Source organism: Wolbachia endosymbiont (group A) of Chalcis sispes, assembly GCF_964026765.1.
GTDB lineage: Bacteria > Pseudomonadota > Alphaproteobacteria > Rickettsiales > Anaplasmataceae > Wolbachia > Wolbachia pipientis.
Genome location: NZ_OZ034697.1, coordinates 221,853 through 234,806, shown reverse-complemented (window position 1 = coordinate 234,806; position 12,954 = coordinate 221,853). Strand labels below are relative to the sequence as shown.

13 protein-coding genes and 1 tRNA gene are annotated in these 12,954 nt (G+C 34.4%); 3 read left to right on the top strand and 11 right to left on the bottom strand.

Translation table 11 applies throughout. The features are described from left to right. Window positions 1-13 precede the first annotated feature (13 nt). Window positions 14-1,918, bottom strand: a complete 1,905-nt coding sequence (gene htpG / locus AAGD72_RS01190) for a molecular chaperone HtpG (RefSeq protein ID WP_341814920.1) — start codon at window positions 1,916-1,918, stop codon at window positions 14-16. A 913-nt stretch (window positions 1,919-2,831) separates the two neighbouring features. Further along, window positions 2,832-3,761, bottom strand: a complete 930-nt coding sequence (ispH, locus tag AAGD72_RS01185) for a 4-hydroxy-3-methylbut-2-enyl diphosphate reductase (protein WP_341815105.1) — start codon at window positions 3,759-3,761, stop codon at window positions 2,832-2,834. Between the two features lie 20 nt (window positions 3,762-3,781). Between ispH and AAGD72_RS01180 the strand changes: the two genes are divergently transcribed. After that, window positions 3,782-5,329 carry a penicillin-binding protein 2 gene (locus AAGD72_RS01180; protein ID WP_341814919.1) on the top strand — a complete coding sequence of 516 codons (1,548 nt, stop codon included), beginning with the start codon at window positions 3,782-3,784 and terminating at the stop codon, window positions 5,327-5,329. A gap of 2 nt (window positions 5,330-5,331) precedes the next feature. On the opposite strand, the gene AAGD72_RS01175 is transcribed toward AAGD72_RS01180, so the two are convergent. Together AAGD72_RS01175 and elbB are read right to left on the bottom strand one after the other, a co-directional pair. Beyond that, complete coding sequence (locus tag AAGD72_RS01175) at window positions 5,332-5,640, bottom strand: hypothetical protein (protein WP_341814918.1); 309 nt, start codon at window positions 5,638-5,640, stop codon at window positions 5,332-5,334. Between the two features lie 190 nt (window positions 5,641-5,830). Continuing rightward, entirely contained in the window at window positions 5,831-6,538 is a 708-nt protein-coding gene (gene elbB, locus AAGD72_RS01170) for an isoprenoid biosynthesis glyoxalase ElbB (protein ID WP_341814917.1), read from the bottom strand. Between the two features lie 136 nt (window positions 6,539-6,674). Between elbB and AAGD72_RS01165 the strand changes: the two genes are divergently transcribed. Continuing rightward, window positions 6,675-7,334, top strand: a complete 660-nt coding sequence (locus AAGD72_RS01165; RefSeq protein ID WP_341814916.1) for a hypothetical protein — start codon at window positions 6,675-6,677, stop codon at window positions 7,332-7,334. After that, window positions 7,316-7,708, top strand: a complete 393-nt coding sequence (locus tag AAGD72_RS01160; RefSeq protein ID WP_341814915.1) for a hypothetical protein — start codon at window positions 7,316-7,318, stop codon at window positions 7,706-7,708. Before AAGD72_RS01165 ends, AAGD72_RS01160 begins: the two co-directional genes overlap by 19 nt. Window positions 7,709-7,752: 44 nt before the next feature. Here the strand turns inward: AAGD72_RS01160 and AAGD72_RS01155 are convergent, their stop codons facing one another. The 7 genes from AAGD72_RS01155 to AAGD72_RS01125 all read right to left on the bottom strand — a co-directional run bounded on the left by AAGD72_RS01155 (window position 7,753) and on the right by AAGD72_RS01125 (window position 12,576). Next, complete coding sequence (locus tag AAGD72_RS01155; protein WP_341814914.1) at window positions 7,753-8,304, bottom strand: 5-formyltetrahydrofolate cyclo-ligase; 552 nt, start codon at window positions 8,302-8,304, stop codon at window positions 7,753-7,755. Further along, window positions 8,288-8,908: an oxidoreductase gene (locus AAGD72_RS01150; RefSeq protein WP_182309699.1), complete on the bottom strand. Its 621-nt coding sequence runs from the start codon at window positions 8,906-8,908 to the stop codon at window positions 8,288-8,290. Before AAGD72_RS01150 ends, AAGD72_RS01155 begins: the two co-directional genes overlap by 17 nt. Window positions 8,909-8,995: 87 nt before the next feature. Then, window positions 8,996-10,141 carry a SurA N-terminal domain-containing protein gene (locus AAGD72_RS01145; protein ID WP_341814913.1) on the bottom strand — a complete coding sequence of 382 codons (1,146 nt, stop codon included), beginning with the start codon at window positions 10,139-10,141 and terminating at the stop codon, window positions 8,996-8,998. A 159-nt stretch (window positions 10,142-10,300) separates the two neighbouring features. Next, window positions 10,301-10,391, bottom strand: a tRNA-Ser gene (locus tag AAGD72_RS01140). Between the two features lie 133 nt (window positions 10,392-10,524). After that, window positions 10,525-11,031, bottom strand: coding sequence for an inorganic diphosphatase (gene ppa, locus AAGD72_RS01135; RefSeq protein WP_341814912.1), 507 nt, complete (start codon window positions 11,029-11,031; stop codon window positions 10,525-10,527). A 69-nt stretch (window positions 11,032-11,100) separates the two neighbouring features. Next, on the bottom strand, window positions 11,101-12,360 hold the full coding sequence (locus AAGD72_RS01130) for a hypothetical protein (RefSeq protein ID WP_341814911.1): 1,260 nt from the start codon (window positions 12,358-12,360) through the stop codon (window positions 11,101-11,103). Window positions 12,361-12,426: 66 nt separating this feature from the next. Then, window positions 12,427-12,576: a hypothetical protein gene (locus AAGD72_RS01125; protein WP_265029901.1), complete on the bottom strand. Its 150-nt coding sequence runs from the start codon at window positions 12,574-12,576 to the stop codon at window positions 12,427-12,429. Window positions 12,577-12,954: the final 378 nt, after the last annotated feature.

The window sequence follows — 12,954 nt, the reverse complement described above, 5'->3', positions numbered from 1 at the left end:
GCTAAGTATAGCATTAAACAGAAATCTTGCCAAGCAAATTATTCAGTCTCTTAGCAAACAGGCTTGCATTGTCCATCTCTTCACCTTCCACGATGCAAGCTTGGTAAAATAATAAATGAATCATGTCCTCCAATGTTGGGTTTTCACCATTTTCAGCATGGGATTTCATTATACTTTTTATTACAGGATGTTTAGTGTTAATTTCAAGCACCTTTGGCGTGCGGTAATTTAGCTGCTTTTGTTCACGCAAAAAACGCTCCATGCGAAGATCCATAGCACCTTCATCAACCGCTAGGCATACGGGACTATCAGTCAATTTTTTGGAAATTTTTACGCTTTTTACTGAATCTCCGAGCACTGTGGTAAAATATTGCAATATAAGATCCGTATTTTCCTCAGTTTTTTCTCCATTCGATTTATTTTCTTCATCTGTCTTATCTTCTTCTGAAGAGAATTTTTCCAAATCAACATCTGCGCGGGTTACAGACTTGATTTTCTGATCTTTATATTCATGAATCACGCTAGTCCAGAAATCATCAACTGGATCAACAAATAGGAGCACTTCTAGTCCTTTACTGACGAATCCCTCAAGTTGCGGACTGTTTTTCACTGAATCGAGGCTATTTCCGGTGAGATAATAGATATGTTCCTGCTCAGGCTTCATTCTGCTTATGTAGTCATCAATGCTGACTAATTTCTCATCACCAGTACTATGAAATCTGCAAATCGAGAGCAGCGCTTCCCTCTCATCAGTTGGCATAGCTTCACAAAGACCCTCTTTTAATACTGCACCAAAATTGGTCCAGAATTTTGTATATTCCTCTAAATTCTCTTTTGCCTTTTTACCGAGCTCTGATATCACACGCTTAGTGAGAGATTTTCTGATCTGCTCAACAACACGATTATTCTGCAGCGTTTCTCTGCTGATATTAAGAGGCAAGTCCGGTGAATCAACCACGCCTTTCAGAAAACGCAAGTATTGTGGTATAATCTGTACGTTATCTTCAGTGATAAATACTTTATTTACATATAACTTCACAGAGCAACGTCTATCTGGATGGAATAAATCAAAAGGTTTTATAGAAGGAACATAAAGCAAATTTGTATATTCTATTGCACCTTCATTTTTATTATGCAATATCATCCATGGCTCCCCGCCAACGTGAGCAACACTGCGGAAAAAATCGTTGTGCTCCTCTTGAGTAACGTCATTTTTTGGCTTAGTCCAAATTGCAGCCTTACTGTTTAACTTTTCACTTTTTCCTTCTTCGTCTATAAATTCAACAGGAAAATTTATGTGATCAGAGTAAGTAGTGACAATATTTTCAACACGAAATTTATCTAAAAACTCGTTTTCTTCAGGATGCATAATGAGCGTAATTTTGGTTCCGCGAGGGACTTGATTATCTGACTTGCTGATTGAATATTCCCCATCTCCTTTGGATTGCCAGATCCAAGACTCCTCTTCTCCAGCTTTTCTCGATTCTACTATTACTTCTGATGCAACCATAAAGCTTGAGTAAGAACCAACACCAAACTTCCCAATCAGCTCCACAGTTTGGCTTGAATCCTTGCTATTCTTAATCGCATCCAAGAACTTTTGCGTACCAGAGCTTGCAATTGTACCAAGATTGTCTATTAAATCCTGTCTATTCATTCCAATGCCATTATCAGTGATATATAGCTCGTTCTTATCTTTATTGGAGCTGATAGTGATTTTTAATTCGTCACTCAAATCTAGCAAATTAGGGTTTAGTTGAGATTCATAGCGCAACTTATCACATGCATCTGATGCATTTGATATTAATTCACGCAGAAAAATGTCTTTATTGGTGTAAAGTGAATGAATCACTATATTCAGTACTTTCCCTACCTCAGCGTCAAATTTTAAATTTTCAGTTTCTTGTACATTATGCATTTTGAGCTCCATTATTTGCCTACTACCCTAATAATTTAAGTATTGAATCACGATCTTTCAAGGTCACGTACACCAAAATTAATGTGGGTGTAGTTATTATGACACCCAATTTATGGGATCTCTTGCATAACAAACTTTTGGCAGCGCATTGGATGAAACGAAAAACTTCCTTGACACCCTTCGCCAGCCCCCTTATCATGAAACTGAAGCTATTTATTTATCTTCGCAATCTCTGCAGTGGATTAATGACAAAAAAACTTAATGTATTTGGCGTAAATCATGCTTAATTTTTTGCACTATGTGCACCTCATGTCTTTATCAAATTTCTAGCTACACAAGCTGAAATACGCTATTTAAAACATCAAAAAACGCCAACTTAAAAAATGGATAGTGAATAATTAGCTACCCTAGGGTTTCTTTGCGTTTTTTTAAGTCTTAAACGCTGCAATTTAGCTGCTTTTAAGTGCAACTAACCTTAGCTTAAATGTTTAAGAAATTTACTAAGCAGAAAAAAAGGCAAAAGAAACCCCGTGGTAATTAGTGTTCACTCTCTAATCCTGCAAATTGGCGTACTATACTGTCTTAAACGACTTATAAGCGCGTTTCAGCTTATATAGGTAAAAACCCAAAAATGTTGTGAAGACATAAGGTGCACATAGTGCAAAAAATTAAAAATAAGACGCCAACTACGTTGTTTTCTTGCTGTTTAATCTGCACAGATGAAGATAACTGAATACCTTCAGTACAATGATAAGGGGGCTGGCGAAGCTTGTAAAGTAATTTTTTCGTTTCTATTCCCAATAAAAGTTTGTTATATGGTTATGCAAGAAGTCTAATGAATCGCGGTATGACGTCTTAGCTATAGATGCTGGTTTGTGTGATTTCAAGAGAAGCTTAGTAGATAAGTTGTGTTTTAAACCAGATTCGGTATTTTAAACTGAACATTTTCAATAATACCACCTGGCATAACTGAAACTTCTACATTCATGCTTACTTTTAGGTAGTCCATTAATTCATCAACCAATATGTCAGGAGCGGAAGCACCTGCAGTGATTCCTATCTTTTCTACGCCCTGAAACCAGCTTTTATTCACACAGCTGTAATTATCAATCAAGTAGGCTCTTTTTCCTCTGGCAGTGCACAGATCTAATAAGCGGTTTGAATTTGAGCTATTTTTACTTCCTACAACTAATACCATGTCTACAATTTCAGCTAGCTTTTTAACAGCATTTTGTCTGTTTTGCGTTGCATAGCATATGTCCTTTAAATCTGGACCTGTTATGCCTGGAAACCTTAATTTCAAGGCAGCAATAATGTCACGGGTATCGTCGATGCTTAACGTAGTTTGTGTAACATAAGACAAATTATCTGGATCTTTAACCTTTAAATCATATACATCCTGCAAAGTTTGCACTAAAGTGATAGGATTGTTTACTCTTCCCCTAATTCCCTTAACTTCTGGATGGTTTTCATGCCCAATGAGAATTAATTCTTTACCACTGTTTTCATACCTTTTTGCCTCTTTATGTACTTTGCTAACTAAAGGACATGTTGCATCAATCACTTGAATACCCTTTCTTTTTGCCTCATCTTCTATATTTTTTGATACTCCGTGTGCGCTGAAGATCAGTATTCCTCCATTATCTTCAACTTCCTCGATACTGTTCACAAAAACCACTCCTTGTCTCTTAAAGTCCTCTACTATATATTTATTGTGAACAATTTCGTGTAGCACATAAACTTGGCGCTCGTTTTTATATTTTTCTAAAGTAATAGCTAATATGTCCACAGCTCTTTTTACCCCGGCACAAAAACCTCGTGGTTCAGCTAAGATGATTTCCATTTTTGTCAAATCAAGTAAATATGCAAGCATTACTTAAAAATAAGCTCCGCTCACTGTGTTTTATAGTACCATTATTTATATTTTATATAATAATTATTTTTCGCATATTCTCTTTAACATTTGATCAACCTACTACTTCAGAAAATTTTAGAAAAGATAATATAGTACATAAACAACCTGATATTTTAGATAGAAATGGAGTGGTAATAGCAACAAATGTGCCCACAACATCACTATATATAGATGCAACCAAAGTAAAGAATCCGGAAAGTATAGCAGCACAACTGTGTTCTACTTTGCATGACCTCGAATACAAGAACTTATATAGAGTACTTACTTCAGAAAAGAAATTTGCTTGGATAAAGCGGCACTTGACTCCAAAAGAATTACTAGCGATCAAAAACGCTGGTGTACCAGGAGTAAATTTTTATGACGACATAAAGCGTATATATCCTCACAGTAATTTATTTTCACACGTGCTTGGTTACACTGACATAGATGGCAATGGTATTGCAGGAGTTGAGGCGTATATAAGTAAAAACAATGAGCAAGAAAAGCCCATAATACTATCCTTAGATACACGAGTGCAAAGCATAGTGCATGAAGAGCTAACTAAAGCTGTAAGCAGATATCAGGCACTTGGCGGAGTAGGAATTGTTTTAAATGTGAGAAATAGTGAAGTTATCTCGATGGTCAGCCTACCTGATTTTAATCCCAACTTACAGAATAAGGCAGAAGACGTACAAAAGTTTAATCGCGCCAGTCTTGGGGTATATGAGATGGGGTCGGTATTAAAATACTTTACAATAGCCGCAGCGCTTGATGCGAACGCTACAAAAACTAGCGATTTATATGACGTATCAACACCAATCACCATTGGAAAGTATAAAATTCAGGATTTTCACAAATCTAAAATTCCAAAAATTACTGTGCAAGATATATTCGTAAAATCATCCAACATTGGTGCAGCAAAAATTGCAGTCAAATTAGGTATTGAAAAACAGGTAGAATACTTTAAAGCTATGAAGCTATTTTCTCCTTTGAAAATAGAAATACCAGAAAAATCCACACCGATAGTCCCGGATAAATGGAGTGAAAACACTTTAATAACAGCATCTTATGGTTATGGCATAGCTGTAACTCCTATACATCTTGCACAAACTGCAGCAGCATTAATCAATAATGGGATATTTCATAACGCAACCTTGATGTTGAATAAAAGAAGTATAGGAGAGCAAATTATCTCAAGAAGAACCTCCAGGGAAATGAGAAAATTATTACGTGCAGCAGTAACAGATGGCACTGGCAGAAAAGCAAAAATAAAGGCATATTCAATAGGAGGAAAAACTGGATCGGCGGAAAAAGTTGTAGATGGTAAATATAGCAAAGATGCAAACATAGCATCATTTATAGGAGTGCTAACTATGCTTGACCCAAGGTACATAGTGCTAATTGCTATTGATGAGCCTCAAGGGATGCACCATACCGGGGGAGTAATTGCTGCACCTATAGTAAGAAACATTATAAATAGAGTAGCACCTATACTAAATGTTACACCTGAGATGTAAAATTATGATTGCTTTACTATAATTTCAAATTTATCATTACCAAAATCCTTATTAATATACCAAGAACCATCATCTTTAGTTATAAATTCAAGACCTTTAAGGTCTCTTTTTATTGTCTTTCCATTTTGACCATCAATAGCGATATTAATATCGAATGTAATAACGTCTAGATTTATCATAGCTTCTTTCCCGCTGCATGAATTTAGACTGAACTTGCCTAACATGACATCATTAAAACTCACTTCCCCCGTATAGACATCACACTGACTATCCACACAACACGTAGTTTCAATATAGAAAAGGTCTGACATATAAAACACCTTGCGTTTATAAAAAAAGAGCTAAATATATATAGCTAGTGCAGCCCTACGCCACGCCGCTAACAAGTAGTAAAGCGTCGATAAACCTAAGTTACTTTAGCTACGTAGCCATAATACAGCTAGAAATGTAAAATTCAACAGTTAATTGTGTGATTAATAGAGAAGTCTTATTTAGTACACCTTATAGGAATGGCTGTTTAGTTTTTTTGTTAATCTTTTTTACCATGCTGTCAATCATATGCTTTATCCCTTGATATACAGAGTATGTACTTTCGTCGCTACGCATATAAGCAGAACAGGAAAATACATTATGTTCTTCGTCTTCTATTGATAACTCTGTATCGCATTTTATGTGCTCGCCGCCAAGCCTTTCTATCAACTGTTCTCTGTCATCTCCTATAGTTACCTTAACCTTACTTTCTTCTTTACCTATCTTGCTACTTAAAATTGAAACAATGATGGCTGGAGATATGCATATCGCTCCTATTGGCTTTTTTGTAACAAAAAATTCTAAAACTAATCTTTCAAATTCAGGCATTACTGTCACCATGTCTTTACTTTCAGCTAAGTCAGATAAATTTTTCGCAACCCCGTATCCACCAGGTACAACTAGCATGTCAAAATTTTCAGCTTTGGCTTCTTTTAAGTCATATATTTCGCCTCTTGCGATTCTTGCTGCTTCCACAAGTACATTCCTTTTTTCTTTTGTTGCCTCTTTTGTTCTATGATTCATAACTTGTGTGATATTGATATCAGGTGCAAAGCATTTAACATCCACTTCCTGCTGATCAAGCACAAGCAAACTTAAAACCGCTTCTCTTACCTCTGCACCGTCAAGGTGACCACACCCTGATAAGACCACAGCAGCTTTTAATTTTTTTTCACCCATAAAGTACCTTGATTTCATATAATCTAGATATTTTAATACAAATTCCATATTTGGAAAGGGGTGTGTTATATCAATTATAATATAATTAATGATTAGTATGTATAATTAGGCATATTTATAATCAACGAAGCTGAATATGGAATCTAGCAATAGTATGTTTTTTGACACTGACTATCCAGAACTAAGAAAAGCTATTTCAGATATAATAGAAAGTATTGCACAATCCTCACAAGAGGGGAAAAAAGAGTTATTTACAACCCTATCAGAACAAGTTAAAGGGATGAACCTCAAAGATTTAGGTTTAGCGATTAATGACCAAGGCTTGCAAAAGGAGGTCAACAAAGAATTATTTATAAAATTCATTGAAGAAGCGCTTGAAGGTTTAACTTCTGAAAATGTTAACTCAAAAATAATAGAAGAGGCGTTAGAATCTGTTAACCAACAAGCAATAAGTAATGTTATAAATAATAATAAAGGTCCGCTGGATAATCTAGTCAATTATTTTAAATCAGCCTCTGCAAATGAAAAAATAGGAATAGCTTCTGCTGGAATGGTATTAGGAGTAGCATTTTCTCCGCTTATTGTGCTTGCTACATTAATAGCGCTTGTAGGTATTGGAGCACGTTATGTAGGAATAGGTATAGGAAAGGCAGGGGAAAAAATAAAAGAAGGTGCGATTGATGCAGGAAAAGCAGTGAAAAGTTTATCTAAAAATTTAGGGGATAAATTGCCTGAGGTTGGGCCAAAAAAAATAACTTTAGTAAATTATACAACAGTTTGGCTCAAGAGATTATAGGCTATAATATGTCCGAAGAAGGTGAAAAAATAAAAAACGCCCAGAGTAAAGCAAAGGTCATAGGCATGCTTCAAAATGAAGGGCAGCGATCTGCTATACAAGAGTTAGTAAAGAATGGAACTATTCAAAATTTTTCAGAAGATGACATGAAAAAGCTTAGAGAAAAAGGTACTAGTACTTATGAAAGTGATAAGGAAGCACTTGAGGAACTTATGGAGAAATTTCAATCTAAAATTATGGCCATTGGTGAGGGTAAAATAGAGGAGGTAGAAAAAATTGTTGATGAGAAAGTTGCAGCAATGAAGCCATCTTCTCACTTAGGTATTTCAAGTGCTGCACGAGTGAGTGAAGGAGGAATCACAGGACCAAGTTGATGCATTTTTTTACGCAAAAATTACTATCAGAAAGTGGGGTTACGCTACTCCTTTTTATCCACTTTTTTGAGCAATCCACTTCCACATCTAACACACATCTCAGTGATTATAATATCCAATTTTTGATCATGTTTTTCTACAGGTAAATCTTTACAATATTGTTTCTCATAGGCTACACCTATAAATATTTTTCCAAGTGGCCGCAGTTTTTCTATCATTGTATCATACCAACCACCGCCAAAACCCAATCTATTAAAATGATCATCAAAAGCAATAACAGGAGTAATGATTGTGTCGGGAATTACATCTTCATTTATTTCGTTCCATTTCTCAAATTTTAGTAACTTATTTTTATTAGGAATTGCTACTTTATAATCTAAATCGAGCAAACGACACATCAAAGGGACAACATTTATTTCCCCGTCCATTGGAATGTAAGCTGCTATTGTTTTGCCTTTAACGTAGCTTAAGTTCTGATTAAAGAGATTAATAAGGGAATTTGTTGCATAACTGGAATAACTTTCATCAATATCTTTTCTTATAGCTCTATATTGCTCTCTTATTTCCTTTTTGTGCTGTTTAATATCTTTGAACATGATCTATCCATTTCGCAGTAAGTTTTTCTTGTAAACTATTTTGCTTCAAGCGCTCACTTAAAAAGTCAAAGTCAATAAACTCCATATCCTGGTCTTGATTACTGCAACTATAAACAAAACTCCTTTCTCCTGTTTTCGCATTTATGTGTTGCTGCACACACTGAGCGCAGATTTCTTTCATCATACACTGCATAGGAGAATTAACTGATGATATTGCTATGTGGCCTGATTTTAGATATGGCTTTAAAATTGTTTTTCTAGCTTCATTCACAGCTTTCATCATTTTGTCAGAACCAATAGTGATAATTTTATCTATAACGTTCAAATTAATACCTAATCTTCCTTGTTGATAAGAGACTATTGCATCAACTATATTACCATGAAAGGATTTATCTTGATCTCTGCTTGTTTCTATCAATCCTTCTTCACATGCCCAAACTACTGCATTTGATGCACGCTCTATCAGTGCTCGTTTAAATACATCACTTAACTTCTTATAGCCAGCAAAGTACAAAACCTTGTTATTATTTTCAAGACATGCCTTCCCTATCGAAAATAACACTGCATTTCCAACTCCACCACCAATTAGCATTATATTCTTCATGTGCTACTTTAACTACATTTGTTCAAATTTTTTGAAATTTTGTAGAATAAAGGCACACAAAGACAGAGACAAGGACACTCTCTGACTTCAACTAAACCGATAACTGACAGCTGCACTTTTACGTATAATATCCAATAACAAGTTGCTTTGTATCATAATCTTTTGTTGGTACATCTGCTGTTTAATTGCTTCTATATCCGCTGCATTACTCTTGATATCACACAACATCATCAACTTTGCAGTGCCATTTTCTCTCAATTCTACTATTTCATTCACACTTGTTTTACTAAATAAAATCTGTAAATCAGGATTTAAATCTCGCATTTTTATTTCAAATTCCTTTGCGTTTGGCAACTTAAAATTATCTGCCAATTTATCAAAATTTAAACAATTAACTTTTTGCTCCTTGAGATTATCTAATAAACTTTCTGAACCTTCAACCACAATCTGTTTTAATTTTAAAGTGCTTTCCAGCAGTGCATGATTAAGTTGTACTTTATCTATTACTTTTATAACAGAGTAACCTTCACTAAAACTGAATGGACCTGCTATGTCGCTGGTTTCTAATCCTTCTAAAACGTTCTTGAGTTTTCCTTTTAGCTGACTTAAATTAACTGTTGCTTTACGCATCTTTATTGGAGATTCTGGGTTATTACTGTTGCGTAATTTTTTTACTAAATCTTCAGCTATACCATAAACGTCCTTGTCTTTTTGATCAGGAATTATAAACTCTTGGAACGTGATAAGATAATCCGGCTTTTCTGTTTGCCTTTTTACATCATTTACTTCTTTATCGCTTATATTAATAAATGGCACAATTCTTACTTCAATAATTTTGCTCCACAGTAACTGACATTTTATTTGTTTTCTTAAAATACTAAGATCTATATTATGCTTTTCTATGTATTGATCAACTTCATTAGCCTTAAGTTTAAAACTTTGGGTTAAAAATAACATGACAGCATTATCTAACTCCTCGTTGCTCAATTTTATATTCAGCCTCTGCGCTTCATTGATAATGATAATTTCTTCTATTAGCTCCCTAAGAACTTGAGGCTTTGCTTCTTTTTGATTAACGCTTTGAGTGCCAAACAATGAATTTATAAAGTTGATGCGCTTTTCGATATCTAAATTTGAAATTGGTTCACCATTTACATCTGCAATAATTTCAATCTCGGTTGCAAGCAACCTAAGTGGCAACACTATTAACAGTAAAATTAGTATTCTATACATACAAGCAAAGTTATTTAGTTAATAACCAATTCTATAATAAATACTGAGTCAATGCTAGCCAACTTTTTAATAGTTAAAGACGGAAATAAAAAAAACATTACAACAAGATCAGGTAAACAGGCTAATATAGCGAATTTAAACCGTGCTAAAAACAGTATACGGAAGGAGAGGGATTCGAACCCTCGATACGACTTTTGGGTCGTATAACGGTTTAGCAAACCGCCGCCTTCAGCCGCTCGGCCACCCTTCCAAATTTAGAACCTAAAGATTATATAATACCAAGACCTCTACCACCTGTCTAATGCTTTTAATTGCAATATTTACCCATTAAAAACAACCACATTTTTCCGAATAACTGTAATTCCAGGCTAAATCAATGCAAACTAATTTCTGCTTTTTTCAATGATTTTCTTTGCTTCTTCTATACCAACCCATTCTCCAACTGCTACCGTTTTTCCCTTTTCTAGATCTTTATAATGAGAAAAGAAATGAGCAATTTTATCTAGTAGGCTTTTAGATAAATCAGAATAGTCCTTTATATTGTCATAATAGCTATCAACACTGGAAACAGGCACAGCTAATATTTTCTCATCTTCTCCTTTTTCATCTTTAGTGAGTAATGCACCTATTGGACGCACCGATATTAAAACACTAGATGCTAAGGAAAATTGAGTTAGCACCAAAACATCCACAGGGTCACCATCACCTGCGCAGGTATTTGGTATAAACCCATAATTGCAAGGATAAGTCATTGAGGTAGACAAAAATCTGTCAACTTGTAACAACCCAAACTCTTTATTAAATTCATACTTTACAGGCTCAGCATTTGCACTTATTTCAATTACCACATTCACCGCATTTGGTCCCGCTGTTATTTTACTTAAATCCATAAATCACCTCTTAACTTAAGAATAAGCATTATACAATATGTGCTTTTAAGTTGCCACATTTATGTAGTTCTAAGCTTGTTTTACATGGGGCGGTTCTAATTTTTTATTCTGCACATCATCGACTGTTGAAAGCGGTGGTTTCAATAATTGAAATAAGGCATATACTATTATGATAGTAAGCACTGCAGCAATTACTAGATTAGCAAAATTATCCTGTGGTAGGACACCTTTTATTGGATTAAATAATTTTTGCTCCATAAGGAAATAATCAGCAACATATAACCCAACAGATAATACAAACATACCCAAAATAAGTTTACAGGCTGTATTTTTATGGTTCTTTTCTTTTTTCTTGCTGACAATGAAATTTGACCTACATTTATTCTCTTTTTGTGGCACTGAGTAGTATATATTTTTAGGGTTTGTTACTAATTGTTCAAATTCATCACTATTCTGGTTTTTTAGCAATTGCTTCAAGGTTGGTCCAATGCTTTTAAAGGTTGGAAAATTTTGATTATTTTGATCTGCCAACATATTAAATGTTCTGTTTAGGCTACCTATCTTTTCGCGATTCAGCGTATATTTAGTGGCTCTATTTTGATCTTTCAGATTAATACTTTGCAGTAATCCAGCTAAATTCGTTATATATGTGAGAAAGACCACGTTATCTATTATTGGTAAATTTTCTTTTTTTATCGACTCTTTGTGATGTTCAGAAAGCTTATGATAGTCGACAAGTATAGAAAATAACAACACTACATCCTTGTCTACTTTTATGTCTTGATGAATAGAATAATAGCTGCTGATAACGCACTTATTTAATGCAAATTCTCTATCGTATTTATTTAATGTAGTTTCTTCATCTAGCAACTTTCTAACACCAATGAGTACTTTACTTTCAAAATCTTTTTCTGTTTTAAATATTGGTTCTCTCTTTGGATTTGCTAAGATGTTAAGTAAATCTAATTTTCTTCCATCTACTACTTCATTTATATCTCTATTTAACTCAGACCCTTTAATAACTTCATATATTTTATCTATGACATCTTTAGTATTCAGGTTATTGTTTTCACTAAGTATCTTATAAGCTTGAGCATAAATTAAAAACAGCCCTTGTAGACTAAACTTTAAGTTAAAATATTCATCTAATGGCTCCCTCTCTTTTTTAATGAATGCAGACAAACCAAAATGATTTCTGCGGTCCATACTACGATCTAAGTCAGCATGTTGAAAGCCACCTAAAAAAATAAACAAAGTCTCTAATAAATTACCCTTACCAACAATTTTTATTAGTTTTTCTTTTATTAGTTCTTCAATTTCTTTTATCATTGCTGAAACCTATAATGTTCTACTTTATAGTATAAGGGATACATGGCAAAATAGCAATAAATTTTATTAGACTTCTTGCATAACCCAAACTAAGTAGAAAAAGGTATCACCCAAGTAGCTGACACTGGTTCCTTTATGACGGCAGTGCCCTCTTCTTGTCATCCCAGTGCCCAGACACTGGGATCCAGGAAAGTTTGCTTGTGCACTATATAACATTTTCGATCAAAAGCTGGATTCCAGTGTCAAGCACTGGAATGACACCTTCCGTATAAATATTAAGAAATTTACCAAACGAAAAAAAAGGCAAAAGAAGCCCTGGGGTTATTATCTGCTTTAAAATATTGGCGTTTTTTATGTTTTAAACGCTTGACAAGCAAGATTTAGCTGCTTTTAATTGCAACTAACTTACGCTGCAAATGTTTAAGAAATTTACTAAGCAGAAAAAAAGACAAAGAATCCCCGAGTTAGCTAGTCTTTTACTATCTCTGTCGAGTATTGGCATTTTTTGATGTCTTGTAACGCTTTATAAGCGCGTTCAGCTTATTTAGATAAAAATCTAGATGTAGATGAAGTTTTGTAAAGACATACAGTATC